Origin of the sequence: Kutzneria sp. 744, assembly GCF_000568255.1 — a bacterium.
Lineage (GTDB): Bacteria > Actinomycetota > Actinomycetes > Mycobacteriales > Pseudonocardiaceae > Kutzneria.
Window position 1 is genome coordinate 4,351,160 of record NZ_KK037166.1, and the last position, 25,062, is coordinate 4,376,221.

The 25,062-nt window shown below is 70.6% G+C and carries 24 protein-coding genes; 5 read left to right on the forward strand and 19 right to left on the reverse strand.

Going from position 1 to position 25,062, the window contains the following annotated elements; genetic code table 11:
- Positions 1-20: 20 nt before the first annotated feature.
- The 5 genes from KUTG_RS19590 to KUTG_RS19610 form a co-directional block, all read right to left on the reverse strand.
- Entirely contained in the window at positions 21-1,385 is a 1,365-nt protein-coding gene (locus tag KUTG_RS19590) for a lamin tail domain-containing protein (RefSeq protein WP_232240863.1), read from the reverse strand.
- 146 nt (positions 1,386-1,531) lie between these two features.
- Entirely contained in the window at positions 1,532-1,900 is a 369-nt protein-coding gene (locus KUTG_RS19595) for a VOC family protein (RefSeq protein ID WP_043718691.1), read from the reverse strand.
- 224 nt (positions 1,901-2,124) lie between these two features.
- Positions 2,125-2,793 (reverse strand): GDSL-type esterase/lipase family protein, encoded by a 669-nt coding sequence (locus tag KUTG_RS19600; RefSeq protein ID WP_043718692.1) that lies wholly within the window; start codon positions 2,791-2,793, stop codon positions 2,125-2,127.
- Between the two features lie 17 nt (positions 2,794-2,810).
- Positions 2,811-4,232, reverse strand: a complete 1,422-nt coding sequence (locus tag KUTG_RS19605) for a DHA2 family efflux MFS transporter permease subunit (RefSeq protein ID WP_043718693.1) — start codon at positions 4,230-4,232, stop codon at positions 2,811-2,813.
- Entirely contained in the window at positions 4,229-5,122 is an 894-nt protein-coding gene (locus KUTG_RS19610; protein ID WP_043718695.1) for an NADP-dependent oxidoreductase, read from the reverse strand. Before KUTG_RS19610 ends, KUTG_RS19605 begins: the two co-directional genes overlap by 4 nt.
- Before the next feature lie 127 nt (positions 5,123-5,249).
- On the opposite strand from KUTG_RS19610, the gene KUTG_RS19615 reads away from it, so the two are divergent.
- Positions 5,250-8,357, forward strand: a complete 3,108-nt coding sequence (locus tag KUTG_RS19615; RefSeq protein ID WP_043718697.1) for an AfsR/SARP family transcriptional regulator — start codon at positions 5,250-5,252, stop codon at positions 8,355-8,357.
- Here KUTG_RS19615 and KUTG_RS19620 read toward each other — a convergent pair.
- Positions 8,341-8,919, reverse strand: coding sequence for a TetR/AcrR family transcriptional regulator (locus KUTG_RS19620; RefSeq protein ID WP_043718699.1), 579 nt, complete (start codon positions 8,917-8,919; stop codon positions 8,341-8,343). The two genes, KUTG_RS19615 and KUTG_RS19620, sit on opposite strands and share 17 nt — an antisense overlap.
- A gap of 59 nt (positions 8,920-8,978) precedes the next feature.
- Here KUTG_RS19620 and KUTG_RS19625 point away from each other — a divergent pair, with 59 nt between their 5' ends.
- Both KUTG_RS19625 and KUTG_RS19630 read left to right on the forward strand, forming a co-directional pair.
- A complete protein-coding gene (locus KUTG_RS19625) occupies positions 8,979-9,869 on the forward strand; it encodes a sulfurtransferase (protein ID WP_043718700.1) in 891 nt (296 codons plus the stop codon).
- Complete coding sequence (locus KUTG_RS19630) at positions 9,866-10,150, forward strand: putative quinol monooxygenase (protein WP_052394986.1); 285 nt, start codon at positions 9,866-9,868, stop codon at positions 10,148-10,150. Before KUTG_RS19625 ends, KUTG_RS19630 begins: the two co-directional genes overlap by 4 nt.
- Here KUTG_RS19630 and KUTG_RS19635 read toward each other — a convergent pair whose 3' ends face one another.
- From KUTG_RS19635 to KUTG_RS19645, 3 genes are all read right to left on the reverse strand, one after another.
- A complete protein-coding gene (locus KUTG_RS19635; protein ID WP_043718702.1) occupies positions 10,151-10,897 on the reverse strand; it encodes a maleylpyruvate isomerase N-terminal domain-containing protein in 747 nt (248 codons plus the stop codon).
- Positions 10,898-10,942: 45 nt separating this feature from the next.
- Positions 10,943-11,572 carry a hypothetical protein gene (locus KUTG_RS19640; RefSeq protein WP_043718704.1) on the reverse strand — a complete coding sequence of 210 codons (630 nt, stop codon included), beginning with the start codon at positions 11,570-11,572 and terminating at the stop codon, positions 10,943-10,945.
- Between the two features lie 87 nt (positions 11,573-11,659).
- Positions 11,660-12,601 (reverse strand): DNA-3-methyladenine glycosylase family protein, encoded by a 942-nt coding sequence (locus KUTG_RS19645; RefSeq protein ID WP_043718705.1) that lies wholly within the window; start codon positions 12,599-12,601, stop codon positions 11,660-11,662.
- Between the two features lie 86 nt (positions 12,602-12,687).
- Here KUTG_RS19645 and KUTG_RS19650 point away from each other — a divergent pair, with 86 nt between their 5' ends.
- Positions 12,688-13,671: a helix-turn-helix transcriptional regulator gene (locus KUTG_RS19650; RefSeq protein WP_043718707.1), complete on the forward strand. Its 984-nt coding sequence runs from the start codon at positions 12,688-12,690 to the stop codon at positions 13,669-13,671.
- A 104-nt stretch (positions 13,672-13,775) separates the two neighbouring features.
- Complete coding sequence (locus tag KUTG_RS53605; RefSeq protein WP_157494643.1) at positions 13,776-14,768, forward strand: helix-turn-helix transcriptional regulator; 993 nt, start codon at positions 13,776-13,778, stop codon at positions 14,766-14,768.
- Between the two features lie 221 nt (positions 14,769-14,989).
- Here the strand turns inward: KUTG_RS53605 and KUTG_RS19660 are convergent, their stop codons facing one another.
- The 10 genes from KUTG_RS19660 to KUTG_RS19705 all read right to left on the reverse strand — a co-directional run bounded on the left by KUTG_RS19660 (position 14,990) and on the right by KUTG_RS19705 (position 25,062).
- A complete protein-coding gene (locus KUTG_RS19660; RefSeq protein WP_052394990.1) occupies positions 14,990-16,462 on the reverse strand; it encodes an MFS transporter in 1,473 nt (490 codons plus the stop codon).
- 6 nt (positions 16,463-16,468) lie between these two features.
- Positions 16,469-18,601, reverse strand: coding sequence for an MMPL family transporter (locus KUTG_RS19665; protein ID WP_084579506.1), 2,133 nt, complete (start codon positions 18,599-18,601; stop codon positions 16,469-16,471).
- Positions 18,602-18,614: 13 nt separating this feature from the next.
- Positions 18,615-19,220, reverse strand: a complete 606-nt coding sequence (locus tag KUTG_RS19670) for a hypothetical protein (protein WP_157494644.1) — start codon at positions 19,218-19,220, stop codon at positions 18,615-18,617.
- A 118-nt stretch (positions 19,221-19,338) separates the two neighbouring features.
- Entirely contained in the window at positions 19,339-19,659 is a 321-nt protein-coding gene (locus tag KUTG_RS19675; protein WP_043718711.1) for a TcmI family type II polyketide cyclase, read from the reverse strand.
- A gap of 12 nt (positions 19,660-19,671) precedes the next feature.
- Positions 19,672-20,742 (reverse strand): acyltransferase family protein, encoded by a 1,071-nt coding sequence (locus KUTG_RS19680; RefSeq protein ID WP_052394992.1) that lies wholly within the window; start codon positions 20,740-20,742, stop codon positions 19,672-19,674.
- A 172-nt stretch (positions 20,743-20,914) separates the two neighbouring features.
- A complete protein-coding gene (locus KUTG_RS19685) occupies positions 20,915-21,871 on the reverse strand; it encodes an amidohydrolase family protein (RefSeq protein ID WP_043718712.1) in 957 nt (318 codons plus the stop codon).
- Complete coding sequence (locus KUTG_RS19690) at positions 21,868-22,749, reverse strand: NAD(P)-dependent oxidoreductase (protein WP_043718714.1); 882 nt, start codon at positions 22,747-22,749, stop codon at positions 21,868-21,870. Before KUTG_RS19690 ends, KUTG_RS19685 begins: the two co-directional genes overlap by 4 nt.
- A gap of 14 nt (positions 22,750-22,763) precedes the next feature.
- On the reverse strand, positions 22,764-23,510 hold the full coding sequence (locus KUTG_RS19695; protein ID WP_043718715.1) for an SDR family NAD(P)-dependent oxidoreductase: 747 nt from the start codon (positions 23,508-23,510) through the stop codon (positions 22,764-22,766).
- Positions 23,503-23,883: a SchA/CurD-like domain-containing protein gene (locus KUTG_RS19700; RefSeq protein ID WP_043718717.1), complete on the reverse strand. Its 381-nt coding sequence runs from the start codon at positions 23,881-23,883 to the stop codon at positions 23,503-23,505. Before KUTG_RS19700 ends, KUTG_RS19695 begins: the two co-directional genes overlap by 8 nt.
- 111 nt (positions 23,884-23,994) lie before the next feature.
- On the reverse strand, positions 23,995-25,062 hold the full coding sequence (locus KUTG_RS19705; RefSeq protein ID WP_052394994.1) for a methyltransferase: 1,068 nt from the start codon (positions 25,060-25,062) through the stop codon (positions 23,995-23,997).

A 25,062-nucleotide genomic window follows, 5' to 3' on the forward strand; every position in this document is an offset into this window, starting at 1 on the left:
AGAGCGGGACTCGCGGGGGTTCAGCAGGTGATGGTGCCGCGGCGCAGGGCGTGGCCGCCGTCGTTGCCGTCGTCAGACCAGTAGACGGGCTTGCTGCCGCTGACGCACTCGTCGACGCCGGCGACGGAGAAGCCCTCGTTGTTGTAGTTGGACATGCCGCTGGGCCGGTTGTAGACGGCGGCGGGGGCGAAGGCGCCGGCGGCGTTGATCTTCATGGTGCGGTGCTGGCCGTTGCAGGTGTTGTCACACACGACCCACAGGCGCGAGGCCTGGGGCTCCCACTGGAGCTCCATGACCGCGCTCATGCCGCTGTTGACGGACGCGATCCGGGTGAAGGATCCGTTGTCCTGCAAGACATAGCCGTAGATCATGCCGGTGCCCTCGACGCTGACGAAGAACACGCCGCCGGTGTGGCTGCCGTAGTGGCTCGGGGTGTAGGCGGAACCCGTGGAGGCGTCGGCGAAGCCGGCGGCGGTGAGGGTGTCGTCGGAGATCCAGGTGATGCCCTCGAAGCCGAGGTTGGGGTCTACCGGCGGCAGGTCCTTGGTGAGGTTCCACTCCCGGGTGGCGGTCAGGGAGGTGCCCGTTCCGCTGACGTCGTACCGAAGCACCGAGGTGCGGCTGGTGCCGGAGGCGTCGCCGTCGCGCTCGGTGGAGACGAAAACGCCGCCGGCGGAACCGGATCCGGTGAGGGTCACGCCTTCGTCGTCAGGCGTGCCGGAGCCGTTGGTGTAGTGCACCGACTTGCCCTTGGACCAGCCGTTGGCGGTGTCCGGGGTCCAGTTCGACCCGTTGCGCACCAGGCGCCACAGCTTGCCGGAGTTCTGTGCGGCCCACAGCACGCCGCCCTCCTGGTACAGGCCACTGAGGTCCTCGCCGAAGACGTTGGCCGCGTCGGCCGTCGACACGGAACCGCTGCCGGGCCAGGCCACCGGGCCGGTGGTCGTGCCGCAACTGTTCGGCGCGCCAAGGGTCACGGCCGCCGACTTCAGTGCGCCCGTGCCGTCCGGGCACCGTGACCAGGACGGATCGGACTTCGTGCTCCAGCTGACGCTGTCCACCAGCGTGCTGCCGTCGGCCCGGTACAGGCGGGCCTTGTCGCTGTCCCCCAACCCGAACGCGCTGTGCACGTCGAACGCCTTCGCCGCGCCGGCGGCCAGGGTCGTTCCCGTGGCGATCTTGTACTTGGAGCTGTCCTTGTCGTCCTTGAGGATCCAGCCCGAGATGTCCACCGCAGCCGAGCCGGTGTTGTACAGCTCGATCGAGTCGTTGACGGAGCCGGTGGTCACGACCTCGTTGACGCGGACGGTGTCCGCGGTCGCGGCGTCGGCCGGCGCCGCACTCAGTGCGGCCGCCGCCAGCATCGGTCCGAATAACAGGACCAAGCCACGGCGTGTACGCGATTCGCTCACGAAACCTCTCCCAGGTAGAGGGCAATCGGCAGTCCCAGGTTCCCGGGACCGGCCGAATGTCCACAATCCTGTGAGTGGTTTTCTGCTGAACTACGGTCGAAATACTGGGGCGGAAGGGATCATTCGCCGGCCGGCGGCTGCCACAGCTCGAACTTGTTGCCCTCGATGTCGTGGGCCCAGCCGAAGCGGCCGTAGTCGGTGTCGCTGACCTCGTCGGACACTGTCACGCCGGCCGTGCGCAGCTGGGCCAGCATCGCGTCCAGGTCGGTCACCCGGTAGTTGACCATGGAGGACTGGGCAGGCTCGCCGAGGTGCTCGGCGTCGGCGTCGAAGATCGCCCACGTCGTCGAGCCGCCCGGGGTCCACGCGAACTGCTTGCCACCCCACTCGCCCATGTCGACGCCGAGGTGCTCGGCATACCAGGCCCGCAGGGCCTCGCCGTCCCGCGCCCGAAGGAAAACCCCGCCAATGCCGGTGACTCTCTCCATCGGCGCAGTCTCCCCCACCGACCGCCCGCACGACAGGGTCGACGCGCCGGGAACCGGCCGCGCCCAGCCCCAGGCCGGCGTAGGGTGCCGCTGGCGGCGAGAGGCGGGCCGCTCCCACTTTGTCAAGACCGCATCCCTTTTGTCCCGATTCCGGGGCGGCTCCCGAGTGGCCGGAACAGACGCCGAACTTGCTGCGCCGCAAGGAAAGCAGATGTGAGGCTTGATCACGCGACCAGGCGCAGCCAGGCGGCGGCCAGTGCGGCGTGGCCGGCCGGCGTGGGATGGATGCCGTCGGCCGCCCAGCGTTCGGAACCGGTACCGGCGGCCAGTTCGGCGAACATTCCGTCAGCCGCCAGGAGATGGGCGTCGTACCGGCGGGCCAATCGGCGTACGGCCTGGATCTTGGGATCGAGGTCGGCTCGCCATTCCTTGCGCTCCGCCTCGCCGATGAGCACGGAATTACGGCCGGCGCGCATGACCCCGCCGATCGGCAGCAGGAAGGGCTCGATGAGGACGAGCTCCGTGCCGGCCTCGGCCAGCGGCGCGAGCAGACGGTCGTAGCCGGCCTCGAAATCCTCCACGGGAATCTTGTGCCCGTCGGGATCCAGGGTGTGCCAGCCCATGTCGTTGACCCCGACCAGGATGGACACCACATCCGCCCGGGCGGCGAGAACGTCGGCGGCCCAACGGTTTTCGAGGTCGGCCACGCGGTCGCCACGGTAGCCGCTGTTCAGCCACGTCACGGGCCGGTCCGGGTGTCGCAATCCCCATTCGCCGGCGATGCGCAGCGGGTAGCCGTAGCCGAGGCTCTCCTCGGTCTCCAGTCGAAAGCAGTCGGTGACCGAGTCGCCGGTGAACATGACTGTGCAGCCGGCGCGAAGGGTGATCGTCATGGGAGTGTTCCTGACTTTCAGGCGGCGACAAGGACTTCGGACGAGATCGGCAGCGGGCCGCCACGGAAGAGCAGGCCGGCCACCAAGGCGCTGCCGAGGAAGACGGCGGCGGCGATCCAGAACACGAGGTTGTAGCCGGCCAGAGTGGCCGCGGCGGTGGCGCCCGGGTGCGCCGAGAGGTACTGGCCGATTGCCGTCGTGGCAAGGGAACTGAAGACGGCGGTGCCGATGGAGCCGCCGATCTGCTGGGCGGTGGTCACGAGGGCGGAGGCCACGCCGGCGTCGTGCGAGCGGACTCCGCTGGTCGCCGCGTTCTGCACCGGGCCGAAGATCAGCCCGAAGCCGATGCCGGTGACGAGCAGGGCCGGCAGGACGGATCCGGCGTAGGTGGAGTAGGTCCCGATGCCGGTCAGCAGGGCCATGCCGATGGCCGCGAGCACGCAGCCGATCGGGACCAGCGGCCGGGGTCCGGTGCGGGGCAACAGAACCGCGCCGGAGAAGACCGCCCCGAACATCACCGAGCCGATCATCGGGAGGAAGGCGAAACCTGTTTCCAACGGCGTGTATCCCAGCGTGTTGGCCAGGTAGTAGGTGAGAAACAGGAACACCGCGAACATCCCGGTCCCGGAGATCCCGAGTGACAGGTACGCGGCCCCGCGGACGCGGTCCAGGACAACTCGCAGCGGCAGCAGGGGAAACTCGGTCCGACGTTCGATCAGCACGAAGGCGACGAGGAGCAGCGCACCCACGATCACCGGGCCGAACGTGCGAACGTCCTGCCAGCCATGCGCCTCGGCGGTGCCCAGACCGTAGACGATGCCGACCAGGCCGAGCACCACGGCGATGGTGCCGGCAAGGTCGGGCCTCCGCCGCTCCGGCCGGTCGCCGTCACGTAGAAACACCATCCCGCCAACAAAAGCGACCGCCGCGATGATCAGATTGACGTAGAGGCACCACCGCCACGACAGCCCTTGGGTGAGGACGCCACCCAGCAGCAGACCGAGGGCCCCGCCGGCGCCGGAGATCGCGCCGAAGATCCCGAAAGCCCGGCCGCGTTCCTTGGCGTCGTCGGCGAAAGTGACCGACAGCAGCGACAGCGCCGCCGGCGCGAGCATCGCGGCGAACACGCCCTGGCCGATGCGGGCGGCCAACAGCATCGAGAAGTCCCCGGCCGCGCCGCCGAAGGCGGAGGCGACCGCGAATCCGCCGACGCCGATGAGGAACAGCCGCTTGCGTCCGAAGAAGTCCGACAGCCGGCCGCCGAGCAGCAGCAGGCTGCCGAACGCGAGCGCGTAGCCGGTCAGCACCCACTGCCGATAGTCGGCCGGAAAGCCCAGATCCCGTTGCGCCGTGGGCAAAGCGATGTTCACGATGGTCGAGTCGAGGATGTCCATCAGCTGGGCGAGGCTGAGGACCACGAGGGCGAGCCAGCGGTTCATGGCAGCAGCACCAGCTTTCCGCGCACCTGGCCGGCCTCGCCGACGCGATGCGCCTGGGCCACCTCGGTCAGCGGAAACGTCCGTCCGACGGGCAGGGTGAACCGGCCGGACTCGATCAGTTCGCCGATCTGGTCGAGCACGTGCAGCGCACGGCCGCAATCGCCTCGGCTGAACCGCACGCCATGCCGTTCCGCGCCGGAGAAGTCGGCGATGGTGATCACGTGCTCCGCGCCGCCGGTGAGGTCGATGAGCTCCGGCAGCACGCCGCTGCCGGCCACATCGAGCGCGAGGTCGACGCCGCCGAGCGCCCGGACCCGCTCCGCCATGCCGTCGCCGTAGGCAATGGGTTCGGCCCCGAGCGAGCGCAGGAAGTCATGGCTGGCCGGGCTGCCGGTGCCGATCACGCGTGCGCCTCGAACGACGGCGAGCTGCACGGCGGCGCTGCCGACGCTGCCGGAGGCGCCGTTGACCAGCACCGTGACGCCGTTCTCGACGCCCAGCTGGTCGAGGGCCCGCGCCGCCGTCTCGATGGCGGCCGGCAGGGCGGCGGCTTCGGCGAAGCCGAGGGTCGGCGGCATGGGGGCGTAGTGGGACAGCACCGTCAGCTCGGCCTGGGCACCGCTCATAACCGAGAACCCGAACACGGCGTCCCCGACCGCGACGGCCGAGACGCCCTCGCCGAGCTCGTCGACGATGCCGGCCGCCTCGTGGCCCAGGGTCTGCGGCAGCTCCTGGTCCATCAGGCCCTGGCGCTTCTTCCAGTCGCTCGCGTTGACGCCGGCCGCCCGCACGCGGATCCGGACCTGGCCGGGACCCGGGTGCGGATCGGGCAGGTCCACGATCTGGAGGACCTCGGGACCCCCGAACCGGCTGAACTCGACCGCCTTCATGCATTTGCTCCCTTCGGCGCCCGGTCCGTCCGGGCAGGGGCAACACTGGCGGTGTCCGCTCACACGGCGCGGGCACGGCGCTCACACCGGCCGAGCCCCGATGTGCGGCGTGCGCGAAGATCGGGGCATGAACGGGCTTCGGGTCACGCTGCTCGGCGCCTTTCGGGCGTCGCGCGGCGGCGTCGACCTGCCCGTTCCCGGCGCTCGGTTGCAGGGTCTGGTCGTGCGGCTGGCGCTGGCCGGCGGGCGTGCCGTCGAGCCAAGTGTCCTGATCGACGCGATCTGGGCCGAGGATCCGCCGGCCGACCCGCCCCACGCCCTCCAGGCCCTGGTCTCCCGGCTGCGCCGGGCCCTCGGCTCCGCCGATGACGTCACGCAGGTCGCGGGCGGTTATCGGCTGGCCGTGGAGGACGTGGACGCGCTGAGGTTCGAGCAGCTCGCGGCTGACGGCCGTGAGCGCCTGCGCGCCGGGGCCCACGACGCCGCTGCTGTGCTGGGCGAGGCCGCAAAGCTCTGGGGCGACAGCCCCGGCGTCGAGCCCGCGACGGTCGCCGCGGTCGCGCCGGCAGTCGCGACCCGGCTGGCCCAGGTGTCGATCGAGGCCGTCGTCGACCTCGCCAGCGCCGAGTTGGCGCTGGGTCGGGCCGACGCGGCCGCCACCCGGCTGACCGCGTTGCTGGCCGACCACCCCCTGCACGAGCGCGCAGCCGCGTTGCTCATCGACGCCCTCGCCGCCCAGGGACGGCAGGCCGAGGCCCTCGCTTCGTACGAGCGAATCCGCGAAGCCCTGGCCGACGAGCTCGGCACCGACCCCGGGGCCGCCCTGCGCGAGCGGCACCTGCGGCTGCTGCGGGCCGAGCCGATCGTGCCGACCGCTCCGAGCAACCTGCCCGCGCCCCTGACCAGCTTCATCGGCCGCGAGGACGACCTGGCCCGGATCGACGCGCTGCTCGCCGCCGGACGCCTGGTCACCGTGCTTGGGCCGGGCGGCGCCGGGAAGACCCGCCTGGCCGTGGAGGCCGCTCGCCGGCGCGAGGGCGCTTGGATGATCGACCTCTCCTCAGTGACCGAGCCGGCCAAGGTCGGTGCGGCGCTGTTGGCGGCGATCGGGCTGCGCGGCACGGCGTTGTTCGAAGGCACGCCGCGTAGCGAGCTGGACGTGCTGGTCGAGCAGTTGAGTGGGCGGGAAAGCCTGCTGCTGGTGGACAATTGCGAGCATCTGATCGACGCCGTGGCCCATCTGCTCTCGGCGTTGCTGGCTCGCTGCGCCGGGCTGCGGGTGCTGGCCACCAGCCGGGAACCGCTGTCCATCGACGGCGAGGCGCTGGTTCCGCTCGGGCCGCTCCCCTTGCCCGCGCCGGCCGCCGATGTCGAGCAGGCCCGGCGGACCGCGTCGGTACGGCTGTTCACGGAGCGGGCGGCGGGTGTGCGGCCCGGGTTCGTCGTCGACGAGCACAACCTGGCCGAGGTGCTGCGCATCGTCGCCGACCTCGACGGCCTGCCGCTGGCGTTGGAACTGGCCGCCGCCCGCCTGCGCACGCTCACGCTGGCCGACCTCGCCGCCGGGCTGTCGGACCGATTCCGTTTGCTCACCACCGGCAGCCGGACTGCCTTCCCACGGCATCGCACGCTGCGTGCGGTCATCGCGTGGAGTTGGGATCTGCTGGACGCGGATGCGCTCAAGGTCGCTGAGCACATTTCGGTGCTGCCGGGCGGAATCACGCCGGCCTCGGCCGCCGCCGTCTGCGGTGCGGATGACGTCCGCGAGCAGCTCGCGGGCCTGGTCGACCGGTCGTTGCTCCAGCTCAACCCCGACACGGGCCGGTATCGGATGCTGGAGACGATCCGGGAGTACGGGCAGGAGAACCTGAGCCCCGTGGTGCGGGACCGGGCCGCCCGGTACTTCGCCGAGCTGGTCGCCCGCAACGATCCGCTGCTGCGCGGACCCGATCAGCTCGAAGCCCTTCGAGTGCTGGGCGCCGAGTACGACAACGTGCTCGCCGCCCTGCGTCACCTCTGCGACACCGGCGACGCCGACGGCGCGGTCGGGCTCGCAGTGAACCTGGCCTGGTACTGGCAGATGTTCGGCCGCGACAGCGACGCCGCGTACTGGCTGGGGCAGGCGGTCGCGGTGCCGACCGAGCGTCCGAGCGACGTCGCCGAGGGGATGCTGCTCCACGCAACCGCCACCCCGAGCGCGCTGGCCAACGACCTGGTCAACGACCGGCGCGAGAACCTGCGGGCCCTCACCGACCGGCTGCTGGGCCATCCCGGGCTGCCGGGCTTCGGCGGCGCGCTGACCGTGCTGCGGTTGGCTTTTCTGGAGGACACCGAGGCGTCGCGGACTGTCATCCAGGGCGTGATCGACGGCCCGGACAGGTGGCTCGCCGGGCTGGCCCGCTTGTTCCGGGCCCGGGCCGAGGAGAACGAGGGCCGGCTCGACCGGGTGCGCGAGGACGTGGCCGCCGCCCTGAACCTCTTCACTGAGGCCGGCGACCGTTGGGGATTGGCCAGTGCCCTGCCGATGCGGGCCTTGCTGCGCCAGTACGACGGCGATCTCGACGGGGCGCTGGCCGATCTGACCGAGGCCAAGCGCCTCGCCCGTGAATTCGGGTCACTCAGCCTCAGCGACGAGATCTTCATCGACTTCCGCCTGATCGACCTGCATCTCCGGCTCGGGCATGCGGCACGGGCGACTGAGCTGATCGCCGCCACCCGGGACCACGCGGCCGGCTCGGCCTTCACCGCGATCCTGCTCGACACCCGGGAGGCCGGTTTCCGGGTGCGGCTCGGGGAGTTGGCTCGGGCGGCTGAGCTGGTCGCCTCGGCCGAGGCCCGTCTGTCCGCTCAGCACGCATTCGACCGCGACCACGGGCAGGCGTTGGTCAGCACCGTCCGGGCCCAGCTCTGCCTCGCGCTCGGCGACCTCCCCGGCGCTTCTGAGGCCGTGCTTAAGGCATACACCGCCGCTGTCGGCGCCATGGACATGCCTGTCGTCGCCACGGTCGCCGTCACCGTCGCCGGCCTCGCGGCGTCGTCCGGGCGGTTCGCCGACGTCGCCAGCATCCTCGGTGCCGCTGCCCGCCTGCGCGGTGCCCACGACCCCACCGATCCCCAGGTCAACGCCCTGACCCGCCAGGCCCAGGAAGCCCTCGGCGCGGGTTTCGCCGCGGCGTACGACAGCGGCTGGCGGTTGGACACCGCCGGGGCCTTGGCCGTCAGCCGACCCCGATAGCGCGGAAAGCGGCGTCCAGGGCGCTGATCAGCGGGCGTGGGTCGCGGTGGATGTGGGACAGGGCGGTGCCGCCCTGCATCGCGCCGAGCAGGATCAACGCCGTCTCCTCGGGGTCGCGGTCGGCCGGGACTTGGCCGGCCTGCTGAGCGCGGGCGACGAGGCCGGCGATGGCGGTCTGCCAGCGGGCGAAGAGGTCGGCGTACAGCAGGCGCAGGGGTTCGATCTCGCTGACCTGGCCGGCGAAGGAGCCGAGCGGGCAGCCGCCGAAGCCGGCACGTTCGTTGGCGGTCAGGAGATCGGCCCGCCACTGGCCGAGGTCGGCGCATGAGTCGTCGGCCAAGGACGGCTGGGCTCTGAGCACTACGGCCAGCTGGTGTTCCAGCACGGCGGCGCACAGGGCGTCCTTGCTGTCGAAGTGCTGGTACAGCTGGGATTTCCCGGCGCCGCTGGCCCTGAGGACGTCGCCCAGCGCGGTCGCGGCCATGCCTCGCTCGTGCATCAGCTTCGCCGCCGCCGCGACCAGTCCGTCCCTGGTTCGCTGCCCCTTTGACGTGACCGCCATGCCGCACCTCCCGTTCGAATGTACCGTACGGTCTATTAGAGCGACAGGGAGGCACCACCATGGCCGATCGCGGCGACTTTCTCGTGGAGACGGACTGGCTCCACGACCACCTCGACGACGGTGAAGTGCGCGTGGTCGACATTCGCGGCTCGGTGCCGCCGGTGCCGACGCCGGGCGCGCCGGCGGCGGCCGGGCTCGGCTACGAGGGCGCGTACGACGAGTACGCGGCGGCGCACATCCCCGGCGCCGTCTACCTCGACTGGACGAAGGACATCGTCGACCCGGACGACGAGATCGCCGTACAGGTCGCGACCGCCGAGCAGTTCACGGCGACGATGGAGCGGGCGGGCATCGGCGACGAGCACCTGGTGATCGCCTACGACACGCATCCCGCGTCGACCTTCGCCACCCGCCTGTGGTGGGCGCTGCGCTACTACGGCCACACCCGCGTTGCCGTGCTCAACGGCGGCTTTGCCAAGTGGCAACGCGAGAATCGGCCCGTGAGCGGCGAGATCCCCTCCCTCGCGCCGGCAACCTTCACCGCCCGGGCACAGCCGTCGCTGCGGGCCACCGCGCCCGACGTCGTCTCGGCCATGGCCGACGGCCGGGCAACCATCGTGGACGCCCGCGATCCCGGCCAGTACAGCGGCTCGGTCGTGCGCCCGGGCAACCGGGCCGGGCACATCCCGGGCGCGATCAACATTCCCCGTGAGGACCTCGTCGACCTCTCCACCGGCACCTGGCTCCCGACCACTGAGCTGGCCGGCATCTTCGCCGACGCCGGGCTCGCCCCGGACCGCCCGATCGTGGCCTACTGCAACGGGGGCGTCGCCGCCGCGTCCGTCCACTTCGGACTGGCCGTCGCCGGCTACCCTCGCGTCGCCAACTACGACGGCTCGTGGAACGAGTGGAGCGCCCGCACCGACCTGCCCGTGGAGGTCGACCAGTGATCACCGAGATCGCCGTGCTCACCGCCACCGCCGACCGGGCCGAGGACCTGGCGCAGGCCATCACCGCCGGCATCACTCACGTCCGCGAGAACCCCGGTTGCCTGTCGGCCCAGGTCCTGCGGGGCGTCGAACAGCCCGACCGCTTCGTCGTCGCCATCGCCTGGGCATCCCTGGAGGCCCACGTCGACGGCTTCCGCGGCAGCCCCGCCTTCGCCCGCTGGATCGGCTCCATCAAGCCGTTTCTGGCCGCCAGCGAGACCCAGCACTACTCGCCGTGCTAGTTACGGCTCCCAGGCGATGAGCTGGTCGAAGATGGTGGGGTCGCCGTCGAGCTTCAGGGCGTCCATGGAAAGACGGCCGTAGAAGGCCAGGACCAGGTCGCTGGCGGTGGCTGTTGCGGCGGCGTCGGCCGGCTTGTCCGCTGTGGTGACGCGAGCGCCGGCGGAGGAGAGCTTGACGCGCCATGAAGGGCCATCGGTGACGTGGTAGTCGATGTCGGCGGCGTCGTGGGGCCAAGCGTCGGCGGTCGACACACAGGTGACCAGGAACTCATCCACGCCGTCGAGGGCGACCTCGTCCGGCAAGGGCTGGGCGGCGCCGATGGTGAGCTGGGCGTCGTAGGTGTGCACCGAGATCTCCTGGACCTGGTGCCGGGCGACGGCGCCGGCGGTGAGCGGCGACTGCGAAGTGCCCCACCACGACCAACACCCGGCGTCCGGACCGGCCTCCCGCAGGGCGGCCAGCAGCTGCTCCGCCGCATCGGCCAACCAGGCCAGCATGGCCTCACGCTCGTGCGGGACCTCCACTTCGGGCCGCGCCGGCCGGACGTCCGACGGCCCGGCGGCGACGTTCCCGGCCCAGAAACGCCGTCCCTGGCCCATGTGGTGCACCAGATCGAGCAGCGTCCACTCGGGACAGGTCGGCACCGTGACGCCGAGATCGGGCGCGGCGGCGATGGCGGCCCGGAACGCGGCCGACCGTTCGTCGATCAGTCGCAGCAGGTCAGGGAAGGCAAGCAGGGTTTCCACGACCGCTGTATACCATCGCGGTCGGTGCACGGCACAACGGTTTTCTCACCCGAAGCCCTCACGGATCAGCAGACCGGCGCGGGCGAAGAACAACGCCGTCTCGGGGTCGAGGGGCTCGCCCACGCAGTGGACGGTCAGCAGCCGGCCGCCGAGGCGGGAATACAAGGCGGGCAACAGGGTTCGGCGTTCCTGACGGGAGTGGTCGTCACTGCGTTGCAGGCCCTCGAAAACGGCGAAGACGGAGAGTGGACCGGCCACCAGTTCCGACTCCAGGGCGCGGCGAAGCATGTGCAGCAAAGGCGCGCCGGCAATGAGATCCGTGGCCTGGACGGCAAGGAGATCCGCCAACACATCACCGGCGCGCAGCGACGCGGCGCAGTGGACCCGGCCACCCGCCCGGACGACGGACAGCGCCCCGGCGGCGACCGCGTCGAGATCCTCGGTGGCGACCAATGCCGTCCCGCCGTCAAAAGACCGCGGGGCAACGGAAAGCCGTGACCAGGCGAGCACCAGATGGTACGGCGTGACCACGCCGTCGACCATCGTGTGCTCGCCGTCGGCCACGGCCGCGACCGCCCGGCCCAGCTCCGCGTGGGTCAGCTCCACGTCCCCCGAGCTCAGGGCGAGTGGGGCGGCTGGAGCCGAACTCGGTGCGGGGAACACGAAGTCCGACATCCAACTGGCTCCTCACGGGGGATCGGTTACGTACATCGTCGACACGGTCACCCACCGCGTCCACATCGTCGCGATGACAGGAAAATGTCACCGCCCGCAGGCGACGGGCCCGAGCGCCTCGTTCTTCAGCGCGCCGAGGCCGGTGTGCAGGTAGTAGGCCCAGTAGCCCAGGTTGTCGCCGTAGCGGCTGCGCAGCTTCTGGTTGTCGTAGCCCTCGCCGTAGACCTTGGCGGTGGCGTCGGCGAACGCGGGCATGTCCAGCGGCACGAAGTCCATCCGGCCCAGACCGCGCAGCAGGATCGCGGCGGCGGAGAACTCGCCGACGCCCTTGATGCCGCGAAGGGCCTTGGTGGCCTGGGTGTAGGAGGCGGCGCGCAGGTAGTCCTCGCCGATGTCCAGCAGCCCGTCGACCAGGCTGGCCAGGTACTCCGCCTTGCGCGCGTTCTTGACGATGGCCAGCCAGTCGGCCACCTCCAGCTGCCGCAGGTCGGTGAGCTCGGGAAACGCCTGGAACTCGAGGCCGTCGTAGCTGATCTTGCGGCCGAACATCGAGGTGATCCGGCGCTTGAGCGACGTGGAGACGTTCTTCGGGGTGCGCTGGGACAACACGGCCCACACGCCGATCTCGGCCACCGTGAGGAAGCGGACCTGGTGCAGCCCCCACAGCGCCTTGACCAGGCGGGCGTAGTCGGGGTGGTCGCCGTCGGCCTGGGCGTAGAACTCGGTGAGGTCGTCGGACAGGCTGAGGTAGCCGTCGATCTTGTCCAGCACCTTGGCCCGCAGCCCGTCGGCGATCGGCCGGTCGGAGGTCAGCTCGAAGTCGACGCCGCCGTCGGTCGGCGTCACCCGGAACACCACGGCCTGCCCGTCGATGGCGATGGCCTTGGTCAGCGTGTCCTCGGTCATGACCTGGTCGCCGCGGCAGGCGCCGAAGCCCTGCAAGAAGCGGATCGACGTGCGCAGATCGAACGGCTGGGCCGCCGGCAGCACGCCGGAGACCGTGGTCGGGGCGATCGTGCTGGTGGTCATCGCGGGCTCCCTCGGTTGTCGTCTGCACCGAAGGTAGAAGGCATGTAGGTCAGAACATGTCCCACATCGATGGCATATTTGTCGTCATGACGGACACGCCGGCCCGACTGCTCACGCTGCTGTCGCTGCTGCAGACCCCACGCGAGTGGCCGGGCAGCGAGCTGGCCGAGCGCCTCGGGGTCAGCGCCCGCACCATCCGCCGGGACATCGACCGGCTGCGTGAGCTGGGCTATCCCGTCGAGGCGTCGATGGGCGCGATCGGTGGCTATCGCCTGGTCGCGGGCCAGGCCATGCCGCCGCTGCTGCTGGACGACGAGGAGGCGGTGGCCATCGCGGTCGGCCTGCGCACGGCGGCCGGGCACGCGGTGGACGGCATCGAGGAGGCGTCGGTCCGGGCCCTGGCCAAGCTCCTGCACGTGCTGCCGTCGCGGCTGCGGCACCGGGTCGGGGCCCTGAACGCGGCCACCGAGCCGCTGCTGGGCAGCGGCGGGCCGACCGTCGACCCGGACGAGCTGGCGGTGATCGCGATGGCCATCGCCAACCACGAGCGGCTGCGGTTCGGCTACCAGGCGGCCGACGGCAGCGAGACCCGGCGGCTGGTCGAGCCGCTGCGCCTGGTGTCGACCAAGCGGAAGTGGTACCTGGTCGCCTGGGACAACGAGCGATCGGACTGGCGCATCTTCCGCGTGGACCGGATGCGGAACTCGCAGCTCACCGGGGCCAGGACCACGCCCCGCGAGCTCCCGGCCAAGGACGCGGCGGCGTACGTGGCCAGCAAGTTGTACGAGCGGTCGCCGACCTATCGGGCCGTGGCTACCCTGCATGCGCCGATCGACGAAGTGCGGCGGCGGATGGGCGGCGCGCGGGCCGAGCTCGAGGTCGTCGACGAGCACAGCTGCCGACTGCGCACCCGGGCCGACTCGCTGGACTGGATCGCCTTCCGGCTGGCCATGCTGGGCTGCGACTTCGAGGTGCACGAGCCGCCGGAGCTGGCCGCGTACCTGCGGGGACTGGGCCGTCGGGTGATCAAGGCCGCGGGCGAGCCGGAGGACGTACAACTTCCGACGTAGCGGCATGACGCTTTGCACCCAAACCTGGCCCGCACGCTGGCCGCCGCCGCCTTCACGCCCCTAGCCTCGATGGTGGGAAAGTCCTGTCGTCGAAGGAGGAAACCGTGACCGCGATGCAGTCGGCGCACGCCATCGACGAGGAAACCCTGAACCTGTACCGGCTGACGCTGCGCTACGACACCCTCGACAGCGAGCTCGTCGCGCGTGAGGCCGACATCCCGCAGGACCGCGCGGCCGACGCGCTGGCCCGGCTGCACGCCGCCCGGCTCATCCAACCGGTCGGCGTCGGCGGGCATTTCCGTCCCACCTCGCCGGAATGGGCCGAGGCGGAGCTGCTGACCCCCGTGCTGGCCGAGATGTACGCCAAGCAGCGGTTCATCGAGGAGACCCGCAAGACCTTGCAGGGACTGGGAACCGTGTACCGCGAGGCCAGGGGCAACGGCCCGCTGGGCGAGGACTTCACGTTCCTGCCGCCGGGCGACGCGGTCAAGGCCGCCTGCTACCGGCTGATCCAGGAGTGCACCATGGAGTTCGCCGCGACCCACCTGAGCTCGACGGCCGTCGGCGATGTGCTGCCGGACGAGACCGAGATGGCGCGGCGCGGCATCTCCGTGCGAACCCTGGTGCAGCACAGCGTGTTGGCCAAGCTGACCGTTCAGTCCTATGTGAACAAACTGACCGGCGCCGGCGGGGAGGTGCGTGCGCTGCCCCAGCTGTGGTTCCGGCTGGCGATCTTCGACCGCCGCACGGTCCTGGTGTCCGCCGGCCCCGGTGACGAGGCGGCCGGCGCGGTACTGGTCCGCAATCCCATGGTGGTGGCCCGGGTGCACGAGGTGTTCGAGCACCTGTGGGGCACCGCGACGTCCGATATGGACGGTGAGAGCGGGCGGGGTGAGCTGGCGTCGTCGCAGCTGCGGGCGGCCGTGGCGCAGATGCTGGCTACGGGTTGCACCGACGAGGTCTCCGCCCGGCGACTCGGGATGTCGCTGCGGACCTACCGGCGGCACGTCGCCAACATGATGACCGAACTCGGCGCCCGCACCCGCTTCCAGGCCGGCCTCCTGGCCCGCGACGCCGGCCTCCTCCCTGCGGTATAAGGAAAGCCTCGAAAAGGCCGGCACCCACGGGTGCCGGCCTTTCGTTTACCCCCGCGAGTCCCGCCCAGCGTCACACTGAATGCCGGTTTCGCGCAGAACAGAGACCTGAGCCTCAGTTCTGCCCGAAACCGTATTTCGGTGTGTCGGAGAGCGTGACTCGCGGGGGGAAAGACAGACGCAGGTCCCGGGAGGGGGCCCGGGACCTGCGTCATGGGGGAGGGTCAGGCGGCCGCGGCCGGCTTGACCTTCTTGGGCAGGGCGAACATCAGGGCGAACGCGAGGATGAGGCCGCCGGCCACCCACCAGAGGCCGTGGCTGAAGGCGGTGCTGTAGGCCGCGGCGCGGTTGGGGTCGGTGGGGGCGATGTCGCCGACGGCGCCGAAGAAGGCCACCGACACCAGGCCGAGGCCGAAGGCCCAGCCGATCTGCTGCACGGTGCTGATCAGGCCGGAGGCGGAGCCGGAGTGCTCGGCCGGCACGTCGGACAGGATGGCGTCGGTGATCGGCGAGATGATCAGGCCCATGCCGAAGCCCATCACCAGCAGCGCGGGGATCATCTCCCACGTGGTGATGCCGGTGCCGATGCCGTTGACCAGCAGCATGTAGACCAGCACGCCGACGGTCATGACCAGCGCGCCGGCCTGGAGCACCTTGCGGCCGAACTTGGGCACCAGCACGGCCACGGACACGCCGGCCGCGCCGCCGACGGCGATGGAGAACGGGACGGCGGTCAGGCCGGCCTGCAGGGTGTCCCAGCCGAGGCCGGTCTGCATGTACAGCGTCCAGATCAGGAAGAAGATGCCGGTGGTGGCGCCGAAGACCAGCTGGACGCCGATGCCGGCGGCGAAGCTCTTGATACGGAACAGGGACAGCTCGACCAGCGGCGAGCCGTCGCGGCGCATCTTGGCCCGCTCGAAGGCGACGAAGCCGACGAACACGGCCACGCCGGCGGCCATCAGCGCGAACGTCCACAGTGGCCAGCCGAGCTGCTCGCCCTGGGTCAGCGGGAACAGCACCAGCAGCAGGCCGGCGGTGGCCAGCACGGTGCCGACGATGTCGATGCGCAACGCGTTGGGGCTGCGGGACTCGGTGATGAACTTGGCGCCGAGCACCAGGCCGGCGATGCCGATGGGCAGGTTGACCAGGAAGATCGGCCGCCACTCCAGGCCGAAGAGGTTCCACTGCGTCAGCAGCGCGCCCAGCAGCGGGCCGGCGACGGCGCCGAGGCCGACCATCGCGCCGTACATGCCGAACACCTTGCCCCGCTCCTCGGCCGGGAAGGTGACGTGGATGATCGACAGCACCTGCGGCACCATCATCGCGCCGGCCACGCCCTGCAGCACCCGGGACGCCACCAGCATGTCGGGGCTGACCGCGAGGCCGCACAGCGCGGAGGCGACGGTGAAGCCGCCGATACCGAGCAGGAACAGGCGCTTGCGGCCGAAGATGTCGCCGAGTCGGCCGCCGGTGATCAGGCCGAGCGCGAACGCCAGCGCGTAGCCGCCGGTGATCCACTGGACGGCGCTGAACGAGGCGCCGGTGTCCCGCTGGATGCTGGGCACGGCGATGTTGACGATGGTGACGTCGACCAGGTCCATGAAGGCGGCGGTCATCACCACCGCGAGGGCGAGCCACCGGCGGCGATCGGCCGCGGCGGGCGCTGTGGGAGCCACAGCGGTGGGGGCGATGGTCATCCGTCTCTACCTTTCCTGCGCTTCGAGTGGAGCAGCGGTGACGCTAGCCCCGATGTAGGCCAGTTCCCGTCCTACTTCCGGACCGGGTGTTTCGGTGCGGACCCGGCGCGGCCACCACATGGCCTCCCCCAGGTCCAGGGTCAGCGCGGTGACCAGCACCGAGCGGACCACGAACGTGTCGATCAGCACGCCGACGGCGACGGTGAAGCCGAGCTCGGCGGCGAACACCATCGGCAGCGACGCCATGGCGGCGAACGTGCCGGCCAGCACCAGGCCGGCCGAAGTGATCACGCCACCGGTCGCCGTCAGGCCGGTCAGCGCGCCCCGCCTGGTGCCCAGCCGCCGGGATTCCTCCCGCACCCTGGTCACCAGGAAGATGTTGTAGTCCACGCCGAGCGCCACCAGGAAGGTGAACGCCTGCAACGGGAACGCGGCGTCCATGCCGCCGAAGTGGAACACGTGGTCGAATACCACGGTGCTGATGCCCATGGTCGCGGCGAAGGACAGCACCACGGTGCCGACCAGCACCAGCGGCGCGACGATCGACCGCAGCAACAGCACCAGGATCGCCAGCACCACCAGCAGGATGGCCGGGATGACCACGAGCGAGTCGCGGGCGGCGCCGTCCTGCATGTCCAGCGTGATGGCCGAACCGCCGCCGACCTCCGCCTCGGCGCCCTTGATGCCGTGCACGACGTCACGCACCTGCCGCGCGGTGGCCAGCGATTCCGGGCTGTCCGAGGCCGCCCGAGGCGTGGCCATGATGAACGCCTTGCCGTCCTTGGCATCCAGCTGCACGACCGTGGCGATGGTGGGCATCAGGGACAGCGTGAGCCGCACCTGGTCCGAAGTGGACGAGTTCGCCACGACACAGATCGGATTGCCGGCGCCGGCCGGAAAGTGCTGTGTCTGCAGCTGTTCGCCGGCGACGGCCTCGGTGACCTTGGTGAACTGGTCGTCCTGCGGGATGCCCTCGGCGTGCAGGCCGACCATGCCCAGCGCGAACGAACCGAGCACGACCGCGGTGCCGATCCAGGTCAGCCGAGGCTTGCGGGCCACCAGTTTCCCGATACGGGCCCAGATTCCCTCGCCGGCCGGCGGCAGCGATCCGAACGCCGGCCGAACCGGCCAGAAGATCCACCGGCCGCAGATCACCAGCAGCGCCGGCATGAGCGTCATCATCGCCAGCAGGGCGACCACGATGCCGACCGCGCACACCGGCCCCAGACCGCTGGTGGAGTTCAGGGTGGCCAGCATCAGCACGAGCAGGCTGACCGCGACCGTCGCGGCGCTGGCGATGATCGCCGGGCCGGATCGGCGCAGCGCCGCCGCCATCGCGTCGTGCCGGTCCACGTGCAGCCGCAGCTCCTCGCGATATCGGGCCACCAGCAGCAGCGCGTAGTCCGTGGCCGCGCCGAACACCAGCACGCTCAGGATGAAGCTGCTCTGCGAGTTCACGACGATGCCGGCGTACTTGGCCAGCACCGCGATCACCGCCTCCGAGGCGAACACGGCCACCACGGCGGTGATCACCGGCAGCAGCCACAGGGTCGGGCTGCGGTAGGTGAACAGCAGGATGGCCACGACCACCAGCACAGCGATGATCATCAGCAGGTCGGCGTCGCCGAACGCCTTGCCGGAGTCCGAGGCGTAGCCGCCGGGGCCGGTGACATGGCTGACCAGACCGCCGGAGTCCTTGCCGGCTATGGCGTTCAGCGCGTCGACGACCTTGGCGATGCCGGTCCAGCCGGACTCGCCGACCCGCACCGGAACCACGGTGGCCACGGCCTTGAGGTCATCGGACACCAGCGGCAGCTGCACCTGGCCGGTCACGTCCGGCACGTGCTGGAACAGCACCGCGTCGGCGTTGACCTTCTTCAGGTCGGCCGGCGTGAGTCCGCTCGACCGGGCGTAGACGACGATGGTCGGCATGGTGTCGCCGGCCTCGAACTTCTGGGCGGCGGCCAGGAACTTGGCCGACTCCGACGAACTCGGCAGCCAGGCCGAGATGTCGTTGCGCTGCACCGAGCCGAGCATGCCGGCCAGCGAGAAGGCCGGCACGAGCAGCGCGATCCAGGCCACCAGCACGACCCACTTGGCCCGGCGCCCACCGGGCAGGGCAACGATTCTGCGGAACATGACTCAGCCCTCCTCAGGTGTGGTAGACGTCGATGTGCCAGCGGCCGTCGGCCTGGTTCACCGTGCGGACATGCCATTCCACGGTGATCGGGATGCCGTTGATGATCACGTAGAAGTCGGCGGCCACGGTGACCTTCCCGGTGCCGTCGGCGGTGTGCGAGGACCAGTCCTTCAGGGCGTCGTAGGCGAATCCGCCGTAGTGGCAGGTTCCGCCGGTGGCCGACACGGCCGCGCCGTCGTACCTCAGTCCGAAGTCGACGGACGCGTGCCAGGCGTCGCAGCTGTAGGCGGAGCACAACTGCACGGTCCGGGCCGTCTTCGTCGAGGCGAAGGTGGCGATGTTGACGCAGTCGGTCTCCGGCACGCCTTCGGGGTACTTCTTGTGCAGGAAGGCGCATTCCGCGGTGGAGCCGGTGTAGCGGACGCTGATGGTCCCCTCGGCCGGCGCGTCGGCGTTGACGATGAGCTTGCCGGACAAGGCAGACGTGGCGCCGACGATGCTGTCGCCGACCGGGGCGGCCGGCGCCTTTCCGGTTCCGCCGAGGAATGCGGTGGACACGCCGAGTGCGACGACCGCCGCGGCCACCGCCAGCATGCCGGCTCTGCGTACTCGGGACACTGTCGTGTTTCCTTCCTTTTTCCGGCATGGTCAAGTCTGCCCAGCCCGGCCGGCGCCGGGAAGGCGGTGGAACTGGCACCCTGCTGCCTGGCAGCTTCCTGCCATCAGGGCTCAGCGGTCACGCCGACCAGTGGTAGAACTGCTCGGCCATGGCGTCGCGCGGGGAACGCCAGGTCTGCGGGTCGTAGGGCTCGATGTGGTTGGCCAGCTTGTCGTTGACGTCGACGAAGAGCTCGTGCCCGCGCACGTCCTCGACCCGCTGCGGGCCCCGCTCGTCGGTCTCGAACAGGTGGAAGTACAGGCCCTGGTAGCGGAACAGCTGGCGGCGGGTGACGCCGACCAGCCCGGGCAGGGCGGTGCGGTCCGACTCGGTGAAGATGTCGGCGACCCGCCCGGCCGCGTCCGGCGTCATCCGGGCGACGATGAGCGTGGTGGTCATGACGGCCTCCGATCAGGTGGGAATGAGCTTGGGGCGCTTGGGTTTCGCGACGGACCAGCGGGTGCGGATCGGGCGCTCGACGAAGGTGTAGAGCAGCCAGGCCAGGCCGAGGCTGACCAGCAGGTCGATGGCGATGATGCCGAAGGCGGCCGGGATGCTGAACAGCTGTCCGTTGCGCAGCAGGGTTCCGCCGCCGAACACCACGATGCCGTGCACCAGGTAGAAGGAGTACGACATGTCCCCGAGCTTGGCCCATATCCTGCCGCGCAACAGGGAACGTCGGTTGTGCACGTCGGTGGCGGCGGCTGCGGTGACCAGCAGCGCGGCCGGCAGGATCTCCACGAAGGCCAGCTCGTAGGTGAACGGCAGCAGCAGGCCGACCGCGCCGGCCGCCAGGTAGATGGCGATGGCCGGCACCAGGCCGAGGTTGATCCAGCGGCCGGTCTTGATGATCCGGCACATGATCATGCCGAGCACGAAGTCCAGCATGCGGGTGGGCGGCGCGGTGTAGACCATCCAGAACTGGGTCATGCCGATGGGCGAGGAGAACGGGAACTGCGGCGTGTTCGGCACCAGGAAGTTGGAGATGGTGGAGACCACGAACACCGTCGCCACGATGCCGCCGACCCACCACCACAGCCGGCTGGGCGCGATCTTGTTGACCCAGCGCAGGATGAACGGGAACAGCAGGTAGAACGGGATCTCGCAGGCCAACGACCAGGTGGACCCGTTGAGGGCGGCCCACACCTCGTAGCGCGGGACCCAGGACTGCACCAGGAAGATGTTGGGCAGCACCTGCCACAGCGCCGCCCCCATGCCCAGCAGGCAGATCAGCATCGTGACCAGGTGACCCGGGTAGATGCGGACCAGCCGGCGGCGCAGGAAGCCGCCGTAGCTGTCGGTGGGCTTGGCCAGCCAGGTCAGCAGGAAACCGCTGAGCACGAAGAAGAACGAGACGCAGCCGAACGCCGCGACGCGGAACACGGCCTCGAAGGCGTCGCCGAAGGCGGTGTCCGCGAACGGGTTCACACCCGGCAGGGGCAGCAGGGAGTGGTCCATGAACACGGTCAGGGACGCGAACACCCGCAGGCCGGGCAGCGTCGCCAGCCGGAGCTTGGACGGTTTCGGTCGGTCGGCAGAAGTCGATGCCGAAGTCGACGCAGGGGTCGATGCGGAGGTCGACGTGGGGGGAGCCGATCCGGTGGATGCGGGGATCGTTGAGGTCATGGCACGGCTCGTTTCCTCTGGAGTCGTCTCAGGCGGCCGCGCGCAGCCGGTCCTCGGACAGGCCGAGCAGGCGGACGGCGTTGCCGGTCAGGATGTCGTGGGTGTCCGTTGTGGACAGACCGAGGTCGGTCACGGTCTTCACCAGGTCGGCCACCTCGTGCGGCAGTGGCGGGGTGTCGGTGCCGAACAGCACGTGGTCGGCGCCGAACACGGACACGTTGGCGCGCAACGCCTGCGTGCTGTGCGAGGCGGTGTCCACCCAGATCTGCGAGAAGTAGCTGCTGGGTCGGCGGGGCAGCGCCGGCTTGCCGGCGGCGGCCCAGTGCCGCGGCGAGTGCGCGAGATCGAGCCGGTCGGCCAGCAGGGCCAGCGCCCCGCCACCCGTGGCCGCGATCACTCGCAGGCCCGGGTCGTTCTCGAACCGACCGCCCATGATCAGGGTGGCCAGGCTCAGGTGCACGTCGGTGAACCGGGACAGCTGTTCCACCAGGCCGAAGTGGCTCAGCGCCGGGGATCCGACCGGCTCGGCCGGCGGGTGCAGCATGATCGGGACGCCGGCTTCGGCGGCCAGGGCGAAGAAACCGTCTGCGCCCGGGTCGTCCAGGAAGCGCCCGCGCACCGAGGTGTTCACGATGAAGCCGACGAACTCGGGCCGGCGCACCAGCTCCGCCGCCGCGGCCAGTTCGGCGTCCGTCCCGAAGGGATTGACGTAGGCGTAGGCCAGCAGGTGATCGGCGTGGGCCCGGACCGTCTCGCCCATCCAGTCGTGGAAGGAGGCCAGCTTGTCCGCGGGCTGGGCGTAGTTGTCCAGGCCGGGAATGCGGGTCATGGTGCCGAAACCGACCGGGCTGCCGACCACGGTCAGCCCGATGCCGGCCGCGAGCTTGCGCTCGATCATGCCGTCGATGTCGCCGAGGCTGGGCGGCATCGGGTACTTGGCCAGCAGCTCCGGCGCGGTCACGTGGCCGTGCACGTCGATGATCACGACACCACCGCCGGCTCGGTCGGCCGCACCACGGCGACCGCGTCCAGGTGGCCGAGGCCGGCCGCCACACCCTGCCGGAACAGCTCGCCGGAGGCGACGGTGACCGGGGCCGAGACGCCGTTGGCGGCGGCCAGATCGGTGGCCAGGCGGAGGTCCTTGTCCATCAGGTCCAGCCGGAACGCCGCCGGCTCCAGCCGGTCGGCGTTGACCAGCATGCAGCGGAAGGCCACCACCGGCGAGCTGTAGCCGCTGCCGCCCAGCACGCCGAGCACCGTCGCCCGGTCCAGGCCGGCGGCGGCGCCGATGTCCACCGCCTCGGCCAGGCCGGCCAGCTGCACGCCGAGGAACAGGTTCAGCGCGATCTTCATCTGCGCGCCGGATCCCCACTCCCCCAACACGTTCACGTCCTTGCCGATGGCCTCCAGCAGCGGCCGGGCGGCCTCGATGTACGCCTCCGGGCCACCGACCAGGACCCGGAGCTGGCCGCCGCGGGCGTGGTGCGGGTTGCCCAGCACCCGCGACTCGACGAACCGCAGGCCCGCCTCCTCGGCCAGCGAGCCGATTTCGCGGGCCGACTCGGCCGAGGTCGTGCTGGTGTCCAACACGAGCGCGCCCTTGGCCAACCCGTGCACGGCGCCGTCCGGTCCAAACAGGACTGTCGTCACCGCGTCCGCGTGGGCCAGGCTGACCAGCACCGCGTCGGCGCCTTGCGCGGCCTCGGCCGGCGTGGCCGCGGCGACGGCTCCTCTTTCCAGCAATGGCAACAACTTCTCCGTGCTGCGGTTCCACACCCGCAGCCGGTGGCCCTCGTCCAGCAGCCGCTCGGCCATGCCGGCGCCCATCGCGCCGGTGCCCAGCACGGCGATCGTCGAAGTCATGGTGGTCTTTCCTCCTAGGAGCTGGCGGTGACGCCGCCGTCGACGTACAACACCTGTCCGGTGACGAAGCTGGCCTGCGGCGACGCGAAGAACGTCACGGCGGCGGCCACCTCCTCGGGGCGGGCGAAGCGGCAGGCCGGGATGCGGCGGATCATCATGGCGGTGAACTCGTTGTCCACGCCCGCGGTCAGCCCGGTCGGCACGAACCCGGGCGCGACGGCGTTGACCGTCACCCCGTGCGCCGCCCACTCCGTGCTGAGTTGCTTGACCAACAGGTTCACGCCGGCCTTGGACGCGCCGTAGGCGGAGAACCCGCGCCGGCCGCCGTATTCGCCCCGGGTGGAGGACAGCAGCACGATCCGGCCCGGCCGGCCGGCGTCGACCATCTCCCGGCCGACCGCCTGGGCCAGCCAGAAGCTGCCGGACAGGTTGATGCCGATCACCCGGTCCCACTCCTGCGGCGAGACCTCCAGCGCCGGGCCGTGGGCGTCGATGGCGGCCAGGTTGACCAGCACGTCGATGGCGCCGAGGTCCTCGGTCACATCCGCGACGAGCCGGTCCACGGTGACCTTGTCGGCCAGGTCCACCGTGTACGGGAAGGCCCGCACTCCCTGTACACGCAGTTCCTTGCAGGCGATCTCGGCGCTGCTCAGCGTGCGGCCGGCGACCGCCACCGTGGCGCCCTCGGCCCCCAGCTGGTCGCAGACCGCTCGGCCGATGCCGCCGTAACCCCCTACCACCAAGGCAATCCGGTCAGACATCGGCCAGCTCCTCGTCGTGCCGGCGGCTGAGGATGCAGCGCATGCTGGCCGAGGCGAAGAAGGCGGCGGTCTTCTCCGGGGTGGACATGTCCCGCTCCTGCTCCAGGTACTGCTCCAGCGCCGTCTCCAGGTCGCGGACCTCCCGCTGCTGGCCCATGTGCTTGGCCACGTCGATGAAGTCGCCGTCGAACTCGATCACCCGCACGACGGTGTTCTGCCGCATGAACACCGAGGTTCTCTTGAGCAGACCGACAACTTCGCCGGCCGCGTTGCGCACGGTGTGGTCAGGCCGACCACTGCGCTCGAACAGCCGGATCACGTCGTCCTCGGTCCCCCGCCGGACGTTCCAGGTCAGCGCCCACTGCTGTGACATCGTGGTACCCCTCGCTCTCGATTTCGTCGTTCCAGAAGTACGGGTCCGGCACGCCGAGCAGGGCCGCGCCGTACCAGGCGAACCAGTCGAGGACCCGCGCGGCCGCCGGCGTCATGCCGGGCGCCCCACCAGGATCGAGTTGGGCGGGTTGATCTCGACGATCTCGTCGAGCGCGAAACCGGCGCGGGCGAACAGGTCCCGCCACTCCGCCTCGGTGCGCTCGACGCCGCCGACGTTGACCATCATCTCCACGTCCATGAACTTGGCGAAGCCCCAGCCGTTGAGCGCCGGCACCACGGCCTCGATGACCAGCAGCCGCGCGTCCGGCCGGTCGCCGATGGCCCGGCGCACGCGGCCGAGGATGTCCGCGCACTGGTCGTCGTTCCAGTCGTGCAGAACGCTCTTGAGGATGTACGTGTCGCCGCCGCCCGGCACGGTCTCGAAGAAGCTGCCCGCGGCCAGCTCGACGCGGTCGCCGAACTCGCCGGTCACCGCAACGTCCACAACGGACTGCTGGTCGAACAGGATGGCCGTGGTGTCCGGGTTGGCCCGCAGGATCTCCGAGACCAGGAAGCCCTGGCCGCCGCCGATGTCCACGACCTTGCCGGCGGTCGAGAAGTCGTAGCGGTCGGTGATGTCGCTGATCGAGTCGCCGGACAGGGCCAGCATCGCGCCGTCGAAGATCTGCTGGCTCTCCGGGTTCTTGGCCATGTAGGCGAACATGTCCGGCACGTCGTTGAGCTGGTTGAACACCGGGGCGCCGGTGCGCACGGTGTCCAGGATCCGGCCGTAGGGGCGCCAGGTGAAGTCCTCGCCGAAGAAGATCACGGCCTGGCGCAGGGAACCCGGCACGTCGGCCCGCAGGAACTCCGACAGCGGCGTCTGACCGAAGCGGCCCTCGGTGTCCTCGGCGAACACGCCGACGCTGGCGATGGCCCGCAGGATCCGGTGCAGCGAACGGGCATGCGTGCCGGTGGCCTCGGCCAGCTCGGCCGGCGTGCGCGGGCCGTCGGCCAGCAGGTCGGCCACGCCGAGCTTGGCCGCGACGTACAGCGACTGCGAGACCCACTTGCTGGTGGCCATCAGCAGGATCTGCGCGGACTCCGGCAGGAGCGCGGTGTCCGGCGGGTCGGCGACGAGGCCCTCGTGCACAACCGGGGTCTCCTGAACCTGCGTCAT